The organism is Campylobacter sp. BCW_6464 (assembly GCF_001762775.1).
GTDB classification, from domain to species: domain Bacteria; phylum Campylobacterota; class Campylobacteria; order Campylobacterales; family Campylobacteraceae; genus Campylobacter_D; species Campylobacter_D jejuni.
In genome coordinates, this window is sequence record NZ_MJXM01000088.1 from 2,265 (window position 1) to 23,017 (window position 20,753).

25 protein-coding genes and 1 pseudogene are annotated in these 20,753 nt (G+C 28.5%); 13 read left to right on the forward strand and 13 right to left on the reverse strand.

All coding sequences use genetic code 11. The features are described from left to right. Window positions 1-180: 180 nt before the first annotated feature. A complete protein-coding gene (locus AJ885_RS11005; protein WP_407918710.1) occupies window positions 181-2,712 on the forward strand; it encodes a conjugal transfer protein TraG N-terminal domain-containing protein in 2,532 nt (843 codons plus the stop codon). Beyond that, the gene (locus AJ885_RS10830) at window positions 2,709-2,903 is read left to right on the forward strand and encodes a hypothetical protein (protein WP_002881940.1); all 195 of its coding nucleotides are present in this window, start codon (window positions 2,709-2,711) and stop codon (window positions 2,901-2,903) included. Before AJ885_RS11005 ends, AJ885_RS10830 begins: the two co-directional genes overlap by 4 nt. A 29-nt stretch (window positions 2,904-2,932) precedes the next feature. On the opposite strand, the gene AJ885_RS09890 is transcribed toward AJ885_RS10830, so the two are convergent. From AJ885_RS09890 to AJ885_RS09910, 5 genes are all read right to left on the reverse strand, one after another. Further along, on the reverse strand, window positions 2,933-3,208 hold the full coding sequence (locus tag AJ885_RS09890) for a hypothetical protein (RefSeq protein ID WP_002881941.1): 276 nt from the start codon (window positions 3,206-3,208) through the stop codon (window positions 2,933-2,935). Window positions 3,209-3,219: 11 nt separating this feature from the next. Next, complete coding sequence (locus tag AJ885_RS09895; RefSeq protein ID WP_044779584.1) at window positions 3,220-3,501, reverse strand: type II toxin-antitoxin system YafQ family toxin; 282 nt, start codon at window positions 3,499-3,501, stop codon at window positions 3,220-3,222. After that, window positions 3,488-3,715 carry a hypothetical protein gene (locus AJ885_RS09900; RefSeq protein WP_002819580.1) on the reverse strand — a complete coding sequence of 76 codons (228 nt, stop codon included), beginning with the start codon at window positions 3,713-3,715 and terminating at the stop codon, window positions 3,488-3,490. The genes AJ885_RS09895 and AJ885_RS09900 overlap by 14 nt, the downstream gene beginning before the upstream one ends. 130 nt (window positions 3,716-3,845) lie before the next feature. Then, a complete protein-coding gene (locus AJ885_RS09905) occupies window positions 3,846-4,205 on the reverse strand; it encodes a HicB family protein (protein WP_079860289.1) in 360 nt (119 codons plus the stop codon). A gap of 3 nt (window positions 4,206-4,208) precedes the next feature. Further along, on the reverse strand, window positions 4,209-4,436 hold the full coding sequence (locus AJ885_RS09910) for a hypothetical protein (RefSeq protein ID WP_002881942.1): 228 nt from the start codon (window positions 4,434-4,436) through the stop codon (window positions 4,209-4,211). Between the two features lie 276 nt (window positions 4,437-4,712). Between AJ885_RS09910 and AJ885_RS09915 the strand changes: the two genes are divergently transcribed. Next, window positions 4,713-5,399 carry a Fic family protein gene (locus AJ885_RS09915; protein ID WP_186820355.1) on the forward strand — a complete coding sequence of 229 codons (687 nt, stop codon included), beginning with the start codon at window positions 4,713-4,715 and terminating at the stop codon, window positions 5,397-5,399. Between the two features lie 312 nt (window positions 5,400-5,711). Here AJ885_RS09915 and AJ885_RS09920 read toward each other — a convergent pair whose 3' ends face one another. The 3 genes from AJ885_RS09920 to AJ885_RS09930 form a co-directional block, all read right to left on the reverse strand. After that, entirely contained in the window at window positions 5,712-6,326 is a 615-nt protein-coding gene (locus AJ885_RS09920) for a DNA repair protein Rad50 (protein WP_002881945.1), read from the reverse strand. Between the two features lie 591 nt (window positions 6,327-6,917). After that, window positions 6,918-7,142, reverse strand: a complete 225-nt coding sequence (locus tag AJ885_RS10530) for a hypothetical protein (RefSeq protein WP_002861536.1) — start codon at window positions 7,140-7,142, stop codon at window positions 6,918-6,920. A 177-nt stretch (window positions 7,143-7,319) separates the two neighbouring features. Then, on the reverse strand, window positions 7,320-8,315 hold the full coding sequence (locus tag AJ885_RS09930) for a DUF3825 domain-containing protein (protein ID WP_044794231.1): 996 nt from the start codon (window positions 8,313-8,315) through the stop codon (window positions 7,320-7,322). A gap of 1,765 nt (window positions 8,316-10,080) precedes the next feature. Between AJ885_RS09930 and AJ885_RS10535 the strand changes: the two genes are divergently transcribed. Continuing rightward, the gene (locus AJ885_RS10535; protein WP_162844511.1) at window positions 10,081-10,251 is read left to right on the forward strand and encodes a hypothetical protein; all 171 of its coding nucleotides are present in this window, start codon (window positions 10,081-10,083) and stop codon (window positions 10,249-10,251) included. Between the two features lie 696 nt (window positions 10,252-10,947). Here AJ885_RS10535 and AJ885_RS09935 read toward each other — a convergent pair. The 3 genes from AJ885_RS09935 to AJ885_RS10840 form a co-directional block, all read right to left on the reverse strand. After that, on the reverse strand, window positions 10,948-11,139 hold the full coding sequence (locus AJ885_RS09935; protein ID WP_002881951.1) for a hypothetical protein: 192 nt from the start codon (window positions 11,137-11,139) through the stop codon (window positions 10,948-10,950). A 147-nt stretch (window positions 11,140-11,286) separates the two neighbouring features. Further along, window positions 11,287-11,691, reverse strand: coding sequence for a hypothetical protein (locus AJ885_RS10835; protein ID WP_250492793.1), 405 nt, complete (start codon window positions 11,689-11,691; stop codon window positions 11,287-11,289). Next, window positions 11,691-12,590 (reverse strand): hypothetical protein, encoded by a 900-nt coding sequence (locus tag AJ885_RS10840; RefSeq protein WP_251988565.1) that lies wholly within the window; start codon window positions 12,588-12,590, stop codon window positions 11,691-11,693. The genes AJ885_RS10835 and AJ885_RS10840 overlap by 1 nt, the downstream gene beginning before the upstream one ends. Window positions 12,591-13,435: 845 nt before the next feature. On the opposite strand from AJ885_RS10840, the gene AJ885_RS10845 reads away from it, so the two are divergent. From AJ885_RS10845 to AJ885_RS09955, 4 genes are all read left to right on the forward strand, one after another. Continuing rightward, window positions 13,436-13,705, forward strand: a complete 270-nt coding sequence (locus AJ885_RS10845) for a type II toxin-antitoxin system PemK/MazF family toxin (RefSeq protein ID WP_250489376.1) — start codon at window positions 13,436-13,438, stop codon at window positions 13,703-13,705. Between the two features lie 75 nt (window positions 13,706-13,780). Beyond that, a complete protein-coding gene (locus tag AJ885_RS09945) occupies window positions 13,781-13,915 on the forward strand; it encodes a helix-turn-helix domain-containing protein (RefSeq protein ID WP_044779626.1) in 135 nt (44 codons plus the stop codon). 34 nt (window positions 13,916-13,949) lie between these two features. Then, window positions 13,950-14,135: a hypothetical protein gene (locus AJ885_RS10850; RefSeq protein ID WP_250489374.1), complete on the forward strand. Its 186-nt coding sequence runs from the start codon at window positions 13,950-13,952 to the stop codon at window positions 14,133-14,135. 146 nt (window positions 14,136-14,281) lie between these two features. After that, a complete protein-coding gene (locus AJ885_RS09955) occupies window positions 14,282-14,659 on the forward strand; it encodes a hypothetical protein (RefSeq protein WP_044780706.1) in 378 nt (125 codons plus the stop codon). A 450-nt stretch (window positions 14,660-15,109) separates the two neighbouring features. Here AJ885_RS09955 and AJ885_RS09960 read toward each other — a convergent pair whose 3' ends face one another. Both AJ885_RS09960 and AJ885_RS09965 read right to left on the reverse strand, forming a co-directional pair. Then, on the reverse strand, window positions 15,110-15,523 hold the full coding sequence (locus AJ885_RS09960) for a hypothetical protein (RefSeq protein ID WP_044779625.1): 414 nt from the start codon (window positions 15,521-15,523) through the stop codon (window positions 15,110-15,112). A 729-nt stretch (window positions 15,524-16,252) separates the two neighbouring features. Next, window positions 16,253-17,056: an XRE family transcriptional regulator gene (locus tag AJ885_RS09965; protein WP_002938466.1), complete on the reverse strand. Its 804-nt coding sequence runs from the start codon at window positions 17,054-17,056 to the stop codon at window positions 16,253-16,255. 98 nt (window positions 17,057-17,154) lie between these two features. Here AJ885_RS09965 and AJ885_RS09970 point away from each other — a divergent pair, with 98 nt between their 5' ends. The 5 genes and pseudogenes from AJ885_RS09970 to AJ885_RS10340 all read left to right on the forward strand — a co-directional run. Then, a complete protein-coding gene (locus tag AJ885_RS09970) occupies window positions 17,155-17,424 on the forward strand; it encodes a hypothetical protein (RefSeq protein WP_002876361.1) in 270 nt (89 codons plus the stop codon). Window positions 17,425-17,439: 15 nt separating this feature from the next. Then, on the forward strand, window positions 17,440-17,631 hold the full coding sequence (locus tag AJ885_RS09975; RefSeq protein ID WP_002876364.1) for a hypothetical protein: 192 nt from the start codon (window positions 17,440-17,442) through the stop codon (window positions 17,629-17,631). Beyond that, window positions 17,632-19,749: a Mu transposase C-terminal domain-containing protein gene (locus AJ885_RS09980; RefSeq protein ID WP_070281264.1), complete on the forward strand. Its 2,118-nt coding sequence runs from the start codon at window positions 17,632-17,634 to the stop codon at window positions 19,747-19,749. It abuts the gene before it with no gap. A gap of 87 nt (window positions 19,750-19,836) precedes the next feature. Next, on the forward strand, window positions 19,837-20,694 hold the full coding sequence (locus tag AJ885_RS09985; protein ID WP_002790751.1) for an AAA family ATPase: 858 nt from the start codon (window positions 19,837-19,839) through the stop codon (window positions 20,692-20,694). Further along, a pseudogene (locus tag AJ885_RS10340) lies at window positions 20,691-20,753 on the forward strand (RNA polymerase subunit sigma-70); the annotation flags it as partial. The gene AJ885_RS09985 and the pseudogene AJ885_RS10340, both read left to right, overlap by 4 nt.

The window sequence follows — 20,753 nt, forward strand, 5'->3', positions numbered from 1 at the left end:
AGCAGGGGATACTCAAGAAGCCTTGACATAGCAAAGCATTAAGAGTATAATTATTAGAACAATGTTTAGCAATTTAATCACCGCCTTTCTAGGTTATGATTAATGCCAAAGGTAGCCGCCTTTGGCATCTACCTTTTATAATTATACCAAACAAATTCTTTAGCTTCTTTAATATAATCCATGAAAAGATTTTACTTGTTATTCTTTAGCACTTTGTTTTTTGCACCTTCATTTTTATTTGGTGCAACTGAAATAGCTAATAGCAATTTAATTTATACTTGGGGTTATGGCGATGTAATGAATGAAATCATGCAAGCTGTTAAAGGAATAACCACTGAAACAAGTTATATCGTTAATGCAGCCTTAGCTATTTCATTATTGCTTTTTAGTATTAAAAAAGCAATGGATGGACAAACAAATCCTGTGTTTGAATTTGGAAAAATGTTTATACTTTTTGCTGTAGTGTGGCACATGTTTTTAAGGGCGCCAAATGACAATAATCACCGCTTCATGATTCACGATGAAGTAACAAGTAAAGATTATGTCATTTCTCAAATTCCTATAGGCATAGGAAAAAGCTTTGCATTAATGACACAATTTGAGAAGGTTATCCTAGAAGCTATGGAAAAACATTTTTCAACTCCACAATCTACAAATTTTTCTAACGCAGGTTTAGGTTTTTCACTTCAAGTGATGAGTACTTTACCAAGCGTAAAGCTTTCGGCTATTGATGCAACTTTGCAAAAAAATATTGATTTTTACTTTAGAAACTGTGTTTCAGTAGGTATCTTACTTGATCAACAAGGTAGAAATCTTTTTCAAAATTCTGATAATTTAATGCAAGATCTTTTCACAAATATAGGCAATGGCTCTCAGCTTACTCCTTTGTTTAAAAATAATAATAATGTTGAAGAACAAAGTGTTGTGCCTTGTTCTGATGCAGGTCCTCAAATCGTTGAAATGATTCAAAACGATACAGATGAAGCTATGAAGATTCATGCTGCTTTGCTTGGTATGGTAGATGATATGACAAATTATGAGCAAAAGTTCTTAGGCGCTGCACAAATCTATAACGAACAAGCTGTAAGTGCTAGATCTTATTTACAGCAATCCATGATAATGCTTGCTTCTCAAGATGCAATCATTAATACCGCTAAATCAGCAGGATTAAATCCTGCTTCTGTGGCTGCAAATACTGCTTATGCGGATCAGCAATTTTACGCAAGTATGCAAGCACAAGGACACATGGCACAAACTTATTTGCCTTTAGCTAAAGCTTATTTAACAGCTATTATCATAGGTTTGTCTTGGCTTGTTGCTTTGCTTTCTATTGTGTTTGGCTCTTACGCACATATTAAGATGTTTTTTACTCTGTGTATTTGGATAGTGCTTTGGACTCCTATACTTTGTATCATTAATTATCTAAATGATTATAATCTTATGAAAGTTGCACAAGTAATAACAGGTGGAAAAGCAGCTTTAAGCTTAGGAGATAACATGCTTATATTCAAAGAAGTAGCAAATAGATCAAATTTCATGAATTATCTTGTAATGAGTACTCCTGTTTTAGCTTATGCAATTGCTAAAGCAAGTGAGCAAGGATTTATAACTTTTGCTTCTGGATTATCTCAAGCTCTAACAGGTGCTTCAAGAGCTGCTGGAAGCTTTGCAAATCAGCAAGCCTTATCTACACAAACTAGCATTGCTGCTCCTAGAGGAGATGAAGTTTGGGCGATGAATGCAGGTTATAATACTCTTCAATATTCGTTTGGTGCAGGTGGTAGAAGTTTTATGGGAACAAGAGATATGCAACATGGTGGCGAATTAGTTAAAGATAATATGACTGGAAGTTCCGCTGTAATCAATGCTAATGGTTCTATAGGTAATGCTTCTATTAAAGGTTTAAATGCGGGTATGACTGCAAGCAACTTAGAAACAAGAGCGCACGCTCTAAGTGATGCGATTCAAAATTCTAACCTATCTCAAAGAGCTTTAGAAGTTGCTAGTGGAAAAGGAGATAGCTTAGCCTTATCAGAAAACGATAGAAATACTATCACCAAAGCAACACAACATGCTTTAGCTAATGCTTATTCTAAAGCAACAGGTGTGGATGTATCGCAAGCTTATAAAGATATGATGAGTGGAAGTATTGGCGGTAATCTTAGTGGTGGTTTTAATCTTGGCTTTGGTGGCAAAGGCGGTGATAAAGGGGGAAATCAAGCAAATGCTCAAGCAAGTGGTCAAATAGGAGGTAGTTTAACTACAAATTCAGTAGAATCTGAAGATTGGTATCAAAAACTAAGCAAAGATCAAAAAGAAACCTTTAATAAAACCTTTAACGAAAGTATTTCTAATGAAATTGGTAAAAATAGAGATGCAAGTGCTTCATTTAACAATCTTCTTAAAACAGGAAATGTTACAAATTCTGCTAGTATTAAAAGTTCTATGGATAGCTATAATGAAGCTAAAACGCTTAATAATTCAGTGGGTTATGATGGCGGATCATCTATCGTTCAAGGCTATATCAATGAAAATTATGGTGGCGTAGTTAATAAAGAAAATGTGGCTTCTGCTGTGAATGCTGTTGAAAATATGGCTGAAGGGGAGATATGCAAGGCTTGTCACATTATGCAGGAGTGGATTCTAATGTCAATTCAAGTGGATTGCACGAGCAAACAAAACATAATTATTATGATCCAAAAGGCACTATGACTGATCACAATAAAGCCATAGATGATTTAAATTCAAGACAAAAAGGCTTTATGGCAACAAGAAATGCTCCTACTAAAGTTGAATCAGAAGGATTAGCATTTGATGTAGAAAAAGCAGCAGGCGCAGCTGAGAAAAAAGCAGGAACTGCTATCAAAGAAAGAAATGAAAAAATCAATGATGCTTATAAATAATAATGCACTGAGTCTAGTTTTAACTAGGCTTAGTGGCGATTAGTAGTATAGTATATATTTTCTGGCAGAAAGCTATATGCTGGATCATTAATATAATCACTTTCAAAAGTTGATGAGCGTGATCTTAATGAGTCATCAGTATCTTTAACATTCTCTTTTAAAAACTTCTTGATTTTCAATAATGTATTTTTAGAAAACAATTTGCTTAACCTATCTCTGATTAAATACAAAAGACAACAAGTTATTAAAACACTAACAATAGATGCAAGTACTGCTAAATAAATAATTAAGTGCGCTTTATCCATCTTTATTCCTTTCAATATTTTTTAAATAACTTACTATGACTACCTAGTTTTAAAATATTTAGCTCTAACTCATTATTATGTTTTTGATAAATTAATAACAAGTTAGACTTTATATGACATTCTCTAAAATCTTTTAATACACCTTTTAATTGATGATCTTTATATTTAGGTTCTAAATTCTCATCATTAGAAAGTTTTACAATAACTTCATCAGTTATTTTACGCTCTTCATCGCTTATTTTTTTGTAAGCTTTTATAAAATCTTTATGGTAATAAATTTTATATTTTACCATTTTGATAAGCTTTCACAAAGTCTTGATGCGAATTAAAGCTTAATGCAGTATTGACTTTTTTTTCTTTATCAAGTTCTTTGCTTGCATTTAATATCTTACTTTCAAAACTACTCAACTTAGGCTTAGAAATTTTACATTTGGCATTTATGCTTTTTGCTAAACCCTTGAATGCAGGTAAAAAATCTTCATTAACATTTTCAATAATAAGGGTCATAAGCAACTCCTTTCTCAATTTATATAACATAATTATACCATTTTTAATAATTTTTGCAAGTATTTATACTATAAAATGCCTATTTTTTAGGAGTTTGAAACGGATTTTTTTTATTTAACTATGTCAATTTTTAGGTGCTTATTTTATAAGATTTTATAGCACTATTTGCAAGATCAGCTAAGAATTTGCTTCTATTATCGCTTATTGTATCTATTGCCTCTACTAAGCTTTTAGGCAAGGTAATATTAATTCTAATTTTTGCTTCATTATCAATAGGTTCTTTAATATAATCACCTTTTTCAAGCATAACTTCTAATGCTCCTTTAAATGCTTCTTTGAGATCTTTTAAGGCTTCTATTTCATTTTCACCATCTCCCATAATATAAGGGAAATCTTTATATCTTGCAAAATATCCTCGGCCATCTTTTTCATCAAGTTTTTTTATAATAATTTCATAAGGTAGATTAAGATAGTAATCTAAGTCTTTCATCATTCATTCTCCTGTTATAGCTTTTAAAACCATTTTGACATATATAGCCTTTATAGGGCGTTTAAATGAAATAGTAATAAGATCACATTCTTCTTTTCTGAATTGATAATGTAATCCGCCTTTATTAAAACATTCATAACCTTCGCTTTCTAATAAAATCTTAAGCGTTTCAAAGGGCACATTGTTAGGATTATTTTTTAAATCTTTAATAATTTTATCTTTTTTACTCACTATAATATCCTTATGAGTATGTATTATACACACTTTTTATTAAGTATCACTTATAAACCGAACGCAATTCTTTTAATCTTGTTGTCTTTGTATGTTTAAAGGGGCTTTTCTGTCCTGCGGTTTTGCTAAAAATACTTCCATTTTAAACTTAAAAAACCTAAAGTTTAGATATAATCTCACAAAACGCTTACTATGTCGTTTCATAGTTAAGCCTTTAGGGTTATTTCCGCCAAGAGTTAAAACTCAAGGCGGATTTTTATGAAGGAAAGATTTAAAATGAGAAATTTAACTTTAGAAGAAAATATATTTTTAGCAAAAAGAAACCTTGTAGATATTATTTGGAAATCCGCGAATTTAGAAGGTGTAAATGTTACTTTTCCTGAAACTCAAATGATTATAGATGGCTTTAGTGTTCCTGATAAAACAATACAAGATTTAACAATAATTTTAAATCTCAAAAGAGCTTGGAATTATTTGTTTGATACCATTAATGAAAAAGTTAGTTTGAGTTTGATACAGGACTTTAATAGGATTGTAGGCAGAGATTTGGTTTATAAATTAGGATTTTTAAGAACAGCTGATGTTAAAATAAGTGGAACAAATTTTAAACCAAAATTACCTATTGATTATGAGGTTAGTAAAAATATAGAAACAATTTTAAAAAATGAAAATAAAAAAGAAGTAGCATTGGATTTGATGCTATATCTTATGAGAAGTCAATTATTTTTTGATGGAAATAAAAGAACTTCAATGCTAATTGCTAATAAAATTTTAATTGAAAATGGATTCGGTATTTTGGCAATTGCTAAGAATGATATGAATGAGTTTTTTACCCATCTTGTTAAATTCTATGAAACAAACAATAATTATGAAATAAAACAATTTTGTAAAGAAAATTGTATTGAAACAATGGTTTTTCATAATGATGAAGAAAAAACAAATTATAGGAAAGAATTGAGATAACACTCAAATTTTCATATAAAACATTAAAACTTATTCATTCAAAAATACTATAATTAAAGCGTATTAAGCATGGCTACTCTTTCGGTTATAAGAAGGAGACATGATGAGTAGTCATTGATTTTTTAGTTCTTGTCTTAGAATTAATTAACGAGATAATCAAGCTTGTTGATTATCTCACTTAAAAAACCGTTGAAAATTCTATAAAAACCACACTTAGTCTAAGCTTAATACAATTGTAACAAAAAACACTTAACCGAAAGAGGTGTGGCTTTCGGCTATTTGTTCTTGCAAAGTCTTTATCGTTAATATGTTCTATTGTAAAACTTCTATAAAAATTTCTTTACTTTTTAGTTTCTCATAAAAATTTTTTCTTTTATTGGGGTCGTTTGTAGTTACAATGGTAAATCCTGCTTGTTGAATTTTCATGAGAATTTCTTTTGAAATATTCATACTATGGAATAATTTTTTAAAATGTTCAGGTGTCATTACTACTGCTCTAATATAATGAAAAAATGGATTACCATTTTCTTTATTTTTATTATATTGTATAGTATTATTAAACACTATGTCACTGCTGTAACTAATGTTTTGGAAATTATCTTCTTTGATACGCTTTCTCATCTCATTATAAAATGAAGTTAATTTGTTATTCTCATCTTTAATAAGATTAAGTATAGGATCTGGAATTTTATCTAAATATTGATTTTTTTCATCGAAATTATCCACATTAAAAGAAGTAATATAGTAAGATTTATCCATTGCTAATATTATAGAAGTTGAAGGATAATTTTTATCATAACCATCAAAATATAAATTCACATTTACATCGTGATATTGATAACGAAGTTTAATACAGTTTCCGACTTTTTTATATTTAGCATTATTGTACTTCTCTAATAAAATACCTAAAATAATAGTATCACTCATTTACACTCCTTGAAAACGAAAATCTAAATATTATGTTATTATACAATCAACATTTTAGAGCAATACTAAATATAAACTAAATTGACAATTTTTTAATTGTATGATATAATTTAAAATCATTATAAGGGCGGATCGAGATCGCCCATCTTAAATATTATTTTAAGTAGCTATTTAAATCTTTTTCAAAACTCTCTATTAAATCACTTAAAAAAGCATTGATTTTATTTGGCATAACGCCTATAAAGGTATTATGTGATTTTGTGGTGATTCTAGGAGCTAAAGCCTTTTGATTTGTTATTTTTGTTTTATATAAATTTTCCCAGTGAAAACTTCTATTTCTGATTGTGAGTAAAAGGTTAAGAACAATATTTGCTTTTTCTATATTGCTAAAACTATTTTTATATTTTTTATTATTTACATAGTGAAAGTAATATTCTTTGTTGTGTGCATAATATTTTTTAAAATTTATATTAGAAGAATTAATTATTTTTGCCTCTAAGTGTTCTAGCTTAATTATAAATATTACATCTCCTGAAGAAATTCTTGAAATGAGTTGATTGTTATCTAATATTTCTTTGTTTTGCAGTTTAATTATTTTTGTTTGATGTTTTCTTCGTTATAATTTCTTAACCATTCTAAATCTTTTTCTTTCATATGTTTATCTAGTAAATTTCTTAATACTAGTTCAAGTATTGCTATTTTTGTTGTTATACTTGCAATCATTTTTAAATTATCAAAATGTTCGTAAATATTATTATAAGATTCTAATCTTTCTTTAGAAAACAAATATTCAAGATCGGTCTGTTCTGTTGGCATGAATTTCTCTAATATTGGATTAATATTCTTAAATCATATCAAATTTTTACAAAAAATATTATTATTCACACTTGTAAGTACTTTTTTCAAGCTTTCTTTCCATTTCTTTTTTTGGAAATAAAATTACATGATAAAATAGACTTATCTAAAAAGCCTATTTTATCAATGTTTTCACTTTCAAATAGTGTTTTTTACCCATTCAGATTCAACTATTGAAAGAACTCTTGCGGTTTTGTAAATATTATCATGCGGATTTAGTATAGTTCTCACGGCGTAATACTGTTCGTTTTTTACCTCTTCTTTTTCAACTACAACTATCGTATCAACTGATTCTTCTTGAAGTTTCAAAGGAATGTATAAAACTACCCTTTGCTTATAAGCTGCAGGAATAATCATCTTTTGAAGATTATAATTATCTTTGATGATTTTCAATTCACCATTAATAATGTGTCCTATGAACCTATCATTTAGTTTTTTCACAATTTCAGGTAATCGCTCTTTTCTCTCAAAAAGATGCAAATGATTTACTCTAAAATCTAATTTACTATCAAAAATGATTTCATTTTTGAATGTATCATAATCGCTTAAAGATTTAGGTATTTCTAAATCATCTAAAACTCTATCTCCATTAGAACAAAATTTTCTAAAAATATATCCTCCATTTTCCTGCTTTTCAAAGCATGCAAATATTGGAAAAACACCTGTACTATACAAACCTGTATTGAAACATGCCTTTGTTTTGTCTTTATTATAAGTAATAATATCAGGATAGCTTTTATTTTCGTAAATGAACTCAAAATATTTAAATAGATAAGAAAATAAAATATTATTTCCGTTTCCCCAAAATTCTTTTTGAGCTATATTGGAAAGCTCTTGGAGTGTATTTAGAAAATTTGGAAAATAGGCAAATTGAAACAACAAAGGTTTCTCTTCAACTTTGTTTTGAATTTGATCACGATTTGAAGTCTTGTTTCTTGTGGTAGCTTTTTTAACATAAACTAAAGAAGGTTCGTTTTCATCTTTTTCAAGATCAAAGCCTGCTTCTATTAATGCCTTGCTACAATTGATTTTTAAATCATATTTTCTTTTCAAATATTGACTGATATGCCCTGTAGTAACATGGTCAAATTTAGTTTTACTATCTTCATAGGCTTCTAAAATTAATTTTTCTATGTTTTTTTCACGCTAAAAACCTAATTGTCCTTTCTTATAATCTTCTAAACCTTTCAATAGTCCAAAAAGTATGTCAGAATCAACCGCTCCTTCAATAGGAGTGCCTATTACTTTTCCTGTTGGAGTTAAAATATAAGCTATTGCGAGTTAATTACAAATCAACTAAATAAAATACATATATTACAAGTTGTTTTCAAGCAATATGTAATTTTGTTTCAATATGTGATACAACTTTACTTCAAGTATAGTTTATGTTTATGTAATTTTTATTTCAACTTCACTACACTTTTACTACAACATAACTACAACTTGAGTTCAACTTTATTACAATTATTTTCAACATAACTACAATTTGAGTTCAACTTTATTACACTTTCACTACACTTTAACTACAAAAATGTGAAAATTTGCATGTTTTTTGAAGTAAAAGTGTAGTTAATATGTAGTTAATGTTATTTTTACTATAACTTGAGTGCAACTTTATTACAACTTAACTACAAAAAAGAGTTTGTTTAAAATACTATTTTATAGGGTTTTTAATATTAATTTAATTTTTATTGTTGAAAAAATATACTAAAAAGTGTAATAAAAAAAATAAAATATCAATATTCAGGGCTTATTATGCTAAAACCCTTATTTTTAGGCTCTTTTGCTTTTTTTGAAAAAAATGTAAAAAGTTGAGCCAATGAGCATAATGCAATAATATAGCCTAAATATAGGCGTTTAAATCTTATTGTTGTAGGCAAATTATGCTAATGTTTTACCGACATTTTGCGATTTGTAAAAAGCTTTTAAAATATCTATTTTGTAGGTTTTTAAGCATTGTTGATAATCGAGTTATTGTGTAAGATTTTTGGCAAAAATAGACTTTAGAGCTAAAAACTGCAAAATTTTCTTCATGGCGTGTATTTTTGATTGTGCTTGATTTATAGCGATAATATGAGAGCTAGGGCTTATTTTAGAAGTTCTTGCGAATTTTCAAAAATGCTTTGCAGTTTTGAAATGGGCTGTGGTTTTTGTTTTGTGTTGCGATTTTTGTAGGTTTTTTTGTGTTTTTTTGATTGCAAGTGGGTATCTTGAATGGATATAGGGTTTAAAATGACAGAATTAGCCTTTAAAAGGCAAAATGATTTTTTTAATGGTTTTTATCGTTTTAGGGTTATTTTTTTGATTTTTGGGTGTTTTTTGAAAGAATATCGATTAGTGTTTCAAAATCTTGGATTTCTGATTTGGTGATTTTGAATTTGTCTTTGAGAGTTAAAAACTGATAGGCTGAAACTATATCAAGCTTTGAGTATTTGGCTTATAAATCGATAATGCTCTCATGGTTTTTAACTCTTTTTAGTTTGGCAATAAAAGTGTTTTTTGTTTTTTTGATATAAGACATAACAGCAGGTGTCATTTTGCTTTTGTTTTCTTCAGTTTTGCCGTAGATTGAGAGTATGAATGCTAGACAGCTAGTTATATTGACAAATAATTTGTCGTTTTTCTCTTTGTGGATTATTTTGTTTAGGTATATTTTGGTAAACCAAGTTTCTATGACTTTGTGCATTTTGTTTTTTCGCTTGGGCGTGTATTAGTTTTAGACATAAGTTTTCTCCTGTGTTTTTAGTGCTTTATGAAATTAAACCGTATTTTTATTTAACTTGGGTATGAAATGAGTATTTTTATATATCAGGGAAAGTTTATACTAGAAATATGTTTAAAAAGTGGCAAAGATAGGGAGAGAATGAGAGAAAGAATGAGGTGATAAATAAGGTGATAAATGAGAGAAAGAATGAGTATAAAGGCTATAAGGATTTGTGTTAAGGATAGCGTTAAGATGAGATTTGAATGCGTAGAATGCAAGATAGGGAAGAATGGGAGATGGGGTATAAAGGGGGTGATAAATGAGGGGATAAATGATGAAAATTATTCAATGAAATGTAGCGGATAAAGAAGGGGAATAAATGAGGTGATAAAGGGTGAGAAGAATACTTTTCTATTTCAGGGGCTAAAAATACTTTAGGTTAGGTACAAAAATGGCAATATTATTAACGAAATTAATGAATGTTAGGTATAAAAATTTTTTGGGTGTATTTTTTAAAAAAAGACAAATCGCAATAAGCTATGTTATAAAGTCCCTAAAAATAGGCATTCTTTACTTTAGGGTAGGTATAAAAATGTCATTGCTTAAGGCTAGACTTTTTAATGCTTAATTAAAACTATTTTTGTCTTTTTGTGGGTTTGGATTTGGAGTATTTTTTAATTGAAAAATTTACAAAAATTTTAGAGTAAAGATAGGTAAAAAAATAAAAATAAAAATAAAAATAAAAAATGATAGATAAAAAAAACAAAAAAATAAATCAAAATAAATATAGTTTTGCTGTAATTTTCTCTTTGAATTTTTGCTCGTGAAAAGTACAAGATAATTTTTTTATTTTTTTAATCATATAAAAAACAATATTTTTATATGAAAATTCACAGAAAAAAAGATAAAATTTTAATACTAATTTTAATTAATTTTATTTTAAGTCTAAAATATATAGAGATAAAAGTAGTATAAAAAATACACTATTAAAAAAATACTTATTTTTTTACTTGTTTTTAATTGATTTTTATATCTAAAATATTTTTTCTCATAAAAACATGATTACTCGTTTATATAGATAGACTTTTCAAGCTTTCTTTCCACTTCTTTTTTCTTTTTTTCAATTGCTTCATCAAATCCTTTAAGCACTGAAAATGGAGCAAACTGTGCCGCTCTTTTTTCTAATGGCATAAGAGGATATTTTGTAGATTTTTTGTATTTAATATTAATAATATCATCTTGGTTATTAGGCATTGTGTCCTCCTATTTGCGAATTAATTTTTAAGCCATTTTCAAGACTCGAGGCTTTAAAAATAGATTTTTTTCCATATTTGTGAACAATCGTGAGTCTAGCTTTTTGTAATTTCTCTTCTTTTATAAAATTTTTATTTTCCTTCTGTTCTAAGTCAGTAAAAAGACTGGGTTCTTTAATTTTTTTATCGTGTCATTTTTTACAACATTATTAAGAGTAAGACTTATTTTTCTAATTAAAAAATCAGCATTAACTATTAAATCAAACAATTCTAAACCTTTATTGCAAATAGTTTCCAAGGAAGAGCTGTGGTAATCCAAATTGATTGTTGAATGTGCATTTTTTGGAATAGATCTTCCATAGGAATCTTTGCTCATTGGACCATTGTAGCTTTGTACCTTTTCTAAGCTTTCTTTATCATATTGTACATCTAAAATGATTTGATTGCATGTTAAATTTTGCTCAATTAGCTCAAGAACCATATGATCGACGATTTCTTTAAGCATATCTCTAGCTTTTTTAAAACTATAAGGTTTAGGCAAAACCTTAGCCATTACCTTAGAGATATGTTTGCTTTTATATTCTTTAATAGCTTGTGCATTGTACAGCTTTCAAACCCCCAAGCATGATCGATTAATAACTCAGCATTTACTCCAAAAATTTGATAAAGTTTATCCTCGTTATTAAGAGAGTATCTTGCTAAATCTCCCATATTGTTAATGCCTATGCTTTTTAGTTTTGTTGCATATCCTTTGCCTATACGCCAAAAATCATTTATGGGCGTGTGTTGCCATAATTTTCTTCTATAAAGCATTTCATCCAAATACCCTATGCAAAGTCCATCTTTATTAATATTTTGTTTTTTGGCTAATATATCCATTGCAATTTTTGCTAAGTAAAGATTTGTTCCTATTCCCGCAGTTGCTGTTATTTGAGTTGTTTTTAAAATTTTAAATAATATGTTTTCAATGAGTTTGTCAGCAGATAGCTTATAATGTTTGATATAAGGAGTTAAATCAATAAATACTTCATCAATGGAGTAAATATGAATGTCTTTTGGATCAAAATACTTTAAATAAATACTGTAGATTTTAGAACTATAGTCTATATATGTTGACATCCTAGGTTTTGCGACAATGTAATCAAGCTCTAAATTGGGATTATTTATTAGTTCAAGATGATTGTATGATTTTGCACTGAAATATTTAGCAATTTTTAAGCGCTCGTAATTGATTGTTTTTACTTTTTGTATTAACTCAAATAGTCTTAATCTGCCTGATATATTATAAGATCTTAATGCGGGAGATACCGCAAGACATATTGTTTTTTCGGTTCTACTTTCATCCGCAACTACAAGATTGGTATTTAGAGGATCTAATTTTCTTAAAATGCATTCAACAGAAGCATAAAATGACTTAAGATCTATAGCTGCATATTTTTGCGTATTATCCATATTTTCACATTTGTATATAATAATTATTTTTTAATTGTATAAAAAGAATTTTAATAGACTAAGATTGTTAATTTTTGGTTCTTGTTTTGGAATTAATCAATAAAACAATCAAGCTTGTAGATTTTTTCATCTAAAAATTTTATCAAAAACCATGCCTTGTTTAAAATTACATAGTATTACTCAATATTATGCTTTTATATATTTAAATCGAGCGAGCAAAGTATACGAAAAGATTTATATCAAGTTTAATTTTAAATGATAAAATTTAAGCTGAAATAATGATAAAGTTTTTTGAAAATGCTGATTGTAATAAAAAGTTACATTAATATAGGCAAATGAAATTTTCTGCTATTTTTTTTAATAATAATTGCTATTGATAAAATAAAAATCTGCCTTATTTTATACATGGAAAAATCTCAAAATCTTTATCACTCATTTCATTTTTCGCTATTTAAGAAAAAATGAAACTGTTATAATAAGGATCTTGCTTTTTATATAAATCATAAACCAAAATACCAATAAATTAAAAAAAGAAAGAGAAAATTAGTTGAAAAACAAATCTTTTAAAAAGACAGGAGAAACAATGAAAAAACTTAGAAAAATATAGAAAAGAAATATTTAAAGATAAAACTTCTGCTTACAGCATTACATAGCATTATGCCAAAAGATATAAAGGAATAAAATGAACGAAGTGCAATTTGACAGCTGGAACGAACGAAAAAAGAGCTTAAACAAAGTAAAATTAATCAGAAAAGTTAGTGTAAAAAAAGATTTATTGGCTTAGCATTGGTTTAAATATTGGTGCTGAAGTTTAAGGTAAAAATGAGTTTTTTACGCGTCCTGTTTTGGTAATAAATAGTTTTTATAATGGCACATTTTTAGGCATACCTTTAAGTTCTAAGACTAAAAACAAAAAAGGCTTTTTATTTCACAAATTTAAGGACAATAAAGGCACTTTACAAGTTGCACTTTTAGGACAAATGAGAGTTTTTGATACTAAAAGGATAAAAACTTACATAGGAAAAATCAATGACAAAGATTTTGAAATGATTAAAAATAAAATAGTAAAAAATATAATAAGCCCTGCACTAAGACAGGGAAACTCAAAAAAATGAGCCAAATCCTTTCATTTCTGAAAAGTAATGAAAAAATTATAACTAAAAAATATTAATCTAAAATAAAGGATTAGCATGACAGAAGAGAAAGAAAATATTATTAAAGAAGTTTGTAAAGAGTTAAACACTACTCAAACTGAATTAGGAAGACAATTAGATGTCTCTGCTTCTACAATAAATACTTGGGCTAGTGGTAAAATTCTAACTTAGTGGATTATATTCTACTGAAGAAATGGGCGTTGGAATGACTGAAACTAGCAATATTATTATCGATATTGAAGCTTGCCAAAACAATACTCATGAAAACAAAAAGAAAGTTGATTTCTCACAAAACTTTTCACAATCAAACGCTACAACTTTTAGCGAAGATGAAAGACAAATTTTGTTATCTTTGGGACTCAAAGTGAAAAATGAAGATGGTTATTATTGAATTGTAAGAAATACCTATGGTTTAAATGAAAAAATCAAGCAATTAGGTTATAGATTTCACTCTGAGAAAAAAAACATGGTGGAAGCAAATTGGAAATGTAGCCTAAGAGCACACATGAAAAATATGTTATAATTTAGGAGTTAAGCATGCAAGGATATGCCATGAAAAAAGAAATTACACTCAATGAGAGCTTTAAAACATTATTGAAAAGTATTTTTTCAGATACTGATCAAGCTAAAAAGCTCATTCAAGCTTTTGAAGAATTTGCTAATGATAGAGCAACAACGCAAAGGCTTAATTTTGGGAATTTAAAGCAAGAAGCCATTGAGCAAATAAGAAATGAGTTGGTTAGCAAGGATTTATTCCAATCTGAGACTAAAGGACTTGAAGCTGAAATCAAACGAATGGAAAGTTCATTAAAACAGCAAGGAATCTATTGGCTAGGAGCTTGTGTTGTTAGCATTGCCACTATAATTTCAAGTGTTTGGGCAATAATGGACTTTATGGTAAAACATTTAAAATAATATTCTCACACTAGAAACAATCTAGTGTAACTTAACCCTAAGGTGGGATATTTTATCCCTTGACTTTTAGCATTTTTTTGTTATAAGATAAGGAGAAAAAAGAAGGATTTTTTCAAAAAAATAGTAATATTTACAAAAATACCCACAAAAGCAATCTTAATATTCATGGAATCTATTGGCATAGGATTGTTTATAAATAGTCTTTATGGTTTACAAACAGGCGATAGTAGAGCTTTTATTATTCTCATCGAAAGTTTGCTAATTTTAACGGTAGTTGCATTATCATCAATCTTTCTTAAAGATTGAACTTTTTTGAAAAAAAGGAGAAAAAATGGATGGTTATAATATAGCTATTTTAATTGGTGCCATCACTTTCGTTTTTGGTACATTGGTTTTAGTAGCTCATTATCTCAATGATAAACACACTAACGAAAGTGAAAACTAAAAACCTTATTGTCTTAGAAATGATTTAAAGATAGACAAAATTAAATCAAAAATTGTAGGCTGTAAAATAAACATTAAAGCAGCAAGAATAATTACATATGTTCTAACTTCTCTTTTAAAACTATCTAGTTTGTTTTCAAGCTTATCAAGTTTAGCACATACTGAATCTTCAGGCTTATCAAGTTTAGCACCTATTGAATATTCAAGCTTATCAAATCTAGTATTCAAAAGATCTATAGTTGGTAATTTAGAAATGGCTTCTTTAAATTCTCTAAAAGATTTGTCTTTTATTTCTTGAGAATTTATTTGACTTTCTTTAGCAAATTCGTTAAGAGCTTTAATGAAATTTTCTTCAGTTTGATCTTTAAAATAGATAGAAAATAAAGCTTTTACACCTTCTGAAATATAATAATTTTTCATATTTATACAACCTTTTTTTAATTATAACATAGCAAATTTAAAAATGCAGTTTTTATAAAAATAAATAGAAATTTGTTTTGATTATATTTTACTCAATATTTTTTATTACATCTATGGTTAGTGAATATAATTAATAATTTTTATAAGGGCGTTTTCTGCTTCTTTGTTTTTATTCTTCTTTTTAAAAGCTACATCACAACACTTTATACTCTAAGCTTTTTAAAAGTACTCAAATAAGATTATCATAATAAATAATAAAAAATCAATTTCTTATTATTTTCATTTTATTTTTTTTCTTTTTTGTTATAATTTATATGTTAAAATAACATATTACAAAGTAAACAATATGGATTTATCTCATTCATATTATTTTAGCTTTTGCAATAGCCGTAGCCATATTTGTTACATTTTATGACTTTGATAAAAAAGATCATCAACATAATATAAAAAAATAATATCCTTAATATTTATAAAAATTAAAAAAAGATTTTAAGTCATTCTAAAAATAAAAATTTATACTATTTTTTAAAGGATTTGCTATGCTATAAAGATATGTAAAAAAGTAAAGTGAGAGAAATTTTAATCAAAGTATTATTTTATAGTATTTTGATGAGATTTTTTTAGAAATCAAAGTGAACTTTTATCTTTACATTTTTTTACATTGTGCTTTACACATTTTTACATTCTTTTTACAAATACTTTACAAAATCTTTTAAACACCTTTAAAAATTAAAGAGTAGTCTTTTTAAAATATCCTACAACGCGTCCGAGTATTTCAAAGTTTTCACCTTCTAAATTAATGGGCTCATACGCTTTGTTATCGCTAAGGAGTTTTAGCTTGGGGCGTTTTTGAAGGCGTTTTACATAAAGCTCATCTTCAATGCGTGTTACACAAATTTCGCCTTCTGCCACTTCTCCTTGCTGGATTAAAAGATAGCAATTTTCAGGAAGTGTTGGTGCCATAGAATCGCCTTGTCCTAAAATCACAGAGAGATTTATAAAAGAGTATAAGCCAAAGCATTCACGCAAAAAACTTTTAGAAAGTCCCAAAGCTTGAGTGCTTTCTTCATCGTTATAAGCGCCACTTCCAGCACTTGCTCTTACATTTTCAAAAAAAGGAATGTTTATCATATCATCGTTTAAGGTTTGAGATTCCAAATTTGTATTAGGAGACGAGTAGGAGACAAAATTTGTCGACTTGGAGACATTACTAGGAGACATATTGAGAGGCAACTTGGAGACATTTTTAAGGTTTGTTTCACTAACGAACATTTTTTCATCACTTACGAACGACTTACGAACATTTTTATCTGTTGACTTACGAACGACTAACGAACTATCATCTTTAAAAAAATAGTCACTATTTATTTTAAGAATCTTAGCTATTCTACCAACTAAAATAACACCAACATCACTTCTACCATATTCATAATTTTGTAAAGTTCTAGCTGTAATACCCAATTCGTTAGCTAATTGCTCTTGAGAATATCCTTGTTCTTCTCTTGCTATGCGAATTTTTTTTCCTATTTCCATAAATTATCCTTGACAATACGAAATTATTTTCGTATAATTACATAACTTTTTTGGTAATGGTAACACAAAAAAGCAAAAATAAAATTAAAAGGCGTAAAATGAATTTTAAGCAAGCAAGCAATCTTTTAAATGGTGTAAAACATTTATTTGAGAGTGAAAATTTTAATGGTAAAGATGAGCTTATTAAGCTTTCTCTTGAGAAGCTAGAGGGATTTTTGGCAAATCAAAAAAGTAAAGAAATTGCTGAAAATGTTAGTAAATGTTTCCTGAAACACGATACTGGGAAAAAAACTTATAAGAGTGCTTTAAAATCTCATACTTTTAAAGGATATAAAGGTCGTCAAATTAAAGAAAGAGTTGAATTATAATCAAAAGGATTTTAGATGAAAAATAAACTTGTAAAAACTATGAGTGCTAAAGGTGTAAAGCTTATGACTTGGGCTAAGGCTAAGGGTCTAAATCATAAAGATATAACTATACTTTATGATTTGTCTAATGGTAGGATTAAGGGTATAAGAGGTAGAGCTAAAGAGCTTAGGATTATGCTAGAAAAAGATGGGTTTAAGGTAGCTTAAATGTGGATAAATGCTAATATTTTTTGTGATAATAATTCTATCGGTTTAAGAAATTTGCAAAAAAAATCAAAAAAAGCTATTGAAAGTAATGAAAAAATTTTGCACATTGATACGAAAATATTTTCGTATAGATACACCCAAGGAAAAGGACGCGGTGGTAAAACCCTTCAAATCTGGTCTAAACCTTTAAATAAGGAAGAAACACAGCTAGTAGAGCAAGGTTTTAACATAGAAGATATAAGCAATACTACTACTATAACTCCTAAAACAACACAAGAAGCTTTAAGCAAAGCATTAAATGATGATGTTTTGCTTAAAAATTCTAAAGCCTTGCAAGTGCAAAACACTGACAAAACCAAACTTAGCGAAAATCAAATACAAATAAACAAAGATAGCTTAAGTCTCTTTGCAAAAGCCAGTTCTAAAAAGCAAAATTTAGCCTTACAAAAAGCTGCTGTGGTTAAAGAATGGCTCCATGCTAAAGGCAAGATAAGCACAAATGATTTTATAAATTACATTAACGCTAAAAAAATCTATGAGTTTAAACTCACACAAAACAAACTCTTTGCTTGGCAAAAAGAATACTTAGCAAACGGACTTGATGCTTTAATAGATAAAAGAGAAAATAAAAAAGATGATGCCATTAGTGCTCTTGGTATAAAAGAGCTTTTTATAAATACCTTACTTGCTCAAAAAGGAAGGCTTAATGCTTCTAATATCCACAGAGTGCTAAATTATGAATTAGCAAAAAATGGCAAGTTAGATTTAAAAGATTTTCTAGGCAAAAAAGATGAATTTATAAGCTATGAGTGTGTTTTAAGAAGTATGAAAAAATACTTAAAAGAAAACAAACTCATAAAAAATATCATCTTGCATGGCGAAGATGGAGCTATAAGCAGACATCTACCAGCACTTGGTGTGAGTAATTGGAAAGTTTCTACTATCAATGAAATCGTAGAAATTGATGCAAGTCCGCTTGATGCTATTTGTAAAGTAGATTTTATCAATGAAACTTATGGGCTAAAAGGCGATGAGTGCTCTTGGCATAAACGCTACACTATAATATCATTAATCGATACTTATAGTGGTGTGGCTAGCTTTTATCTAGGCTTTAGTGAAGATAGTTTAAGCATAGCAAGAGCCATTGCAAAATACATCAGCACTTATGGTGTGCCAAAATGCATACACTCAGATAATGGCAAGGCATTTTTAAGTAAAAATGTCAAAGCTCTTTTAGAGAGATTAAACATTGATTATAAAGCGATGCCAGCTTACAGTGGCTGGAGTAAGCCTTATGTAGAAAATAAATTCAAAGATTTACAAAACTCACTCACTGCAAACTTAGTTGGATACATAGGATCTAATGTTAAAGAAAGACAGGCCATTGAGTTTTTTTATTCTAAAAAAGAAAGAAGACTTAAAAAAGGCTATAAAACTAATCAAAGAAGACTTAAAACACTTGAGTATATGAGAGAGTGCATTGATGATTATAGTGCGTATTTTATGAATAACAAATGGCTTGACCGACTAGGTGCCACTCCAAAAGAAAGTTTTGAAGCAAAGATTAGCGATGCCATTAGTATAGATGAGCTTAGCCTTAGTATGTATTTAGGCGGTGAATTAAAACTTAGAAAGGTGCTAAATAAAGGATTAAGTCTTAATGGCACTCTTTTTTATAATCCAAAATTATACACCCATGAAGAAGTGTTTGTGTGTGAAAATCTTAATAATCAAAATGAAATCTTTTGCTTTGATAAACAAAAAGAACTTATTTGTGTAGCAAACAACTTAGATTTAGAACTTGGAGTAAGCATTGAAGAAGCTAAAGTTGCTAGAAAACTTGTAAATAGAGCCATAAAAGCAAATAAAGACAAAATCGATGAGCAAAGAATGATTTTAGAAAAGAATATGGAAAAGTATTTAGCTCTTGGCAAGGAAAAACTAGAAAAAGTCAAAGCTCCAAAAACAAAAGCTAGTAACAACGCTAAAAAAGAACTTGAATTTTCAAAAGCCCTTGTTAGCAATGGTGATTTTGAACATTTGAGTACAAAAGTTATAAAAGATACCAAATGCAAAATTCCAAAATGGGAAAATGCTGCCAAAAAGGCAGGGTATTAAAAGTCTTTAAAAGCTTTTAAAGTCTATTTAACACGCTTTGAAAGTTTTTAAAAGCTTTTAAAAAAGCTTAAAAACAAAAGGATTTATATGCAAGAACTAAGCAAAGAATTAGAATGCTTTTTAGAGCAAAGCGGTATGAAGCCAAGTGCATTGGCAAGAGCGATTGGTGCGAGTGCTTCTTTAATCTCACAGATTAAAAGTGCAAGCTATAAAGGTGATGTGGCTTTATGGAGTAAAAAGATAAGAGATTTTATCGCTAATCACAAAGATAAGCAAAATGAAAAACCTAAAAAAGAACAACTTTTTAGAAGCCGTGATTTTTCTATGGCTACTTTTGTAATGAGCGAAGCGGTAAATGAAAAAGAAATCGCACTTATTTTTGGAGAAGCAGGAACAGGAAAAACCACTATTATAAACGAGTTTATTAAAACCAGACCACAAAGTATTTTAATAGAGGCAACTTGTCATACAAGTGTGGGTGTAATGCTTGATGAGCTTTTAAATGCTCTTAAAATCGAAGCAAATAGCAACAATGCTTCAAAACTAAAAGCAATTGCAAGATTTTTAAAGACCAATGAAAAGATTTTAATCGTAGATGAAGCCGAATATCTACCACTAAAGGCTTTGGAGGATTTAAGACGCATTGCGGATTTTGCTAGAGTGCCTCTTATTTTAGTAGGAACTGAGATTTTATACAAAAACCTAATGGGTAAAAACAAAGAGCTTAAACAACTTTACTCAAGGATTTGTGGTAAATGGATGATGAGAGGACTTAGCAAGGAAGAAAGTGATGAGTTTTTTGGCAAGGGCTATTTTAAATTTAGCAATGGTAATTTTAGAAGCTCTGCAAAGCTTTTAAAAAAGGCCTTAAGACTTGCAGAACTTGAAGAGTGCGAAATCAATGATGAGTTATTAACTAGTGCAAGCGAGATGGTTATATTATGAGTTTTGAAGAGATAGCTAAAGAACTTAATCTTAGCGTGACACGCGTTCATCAAATCTAT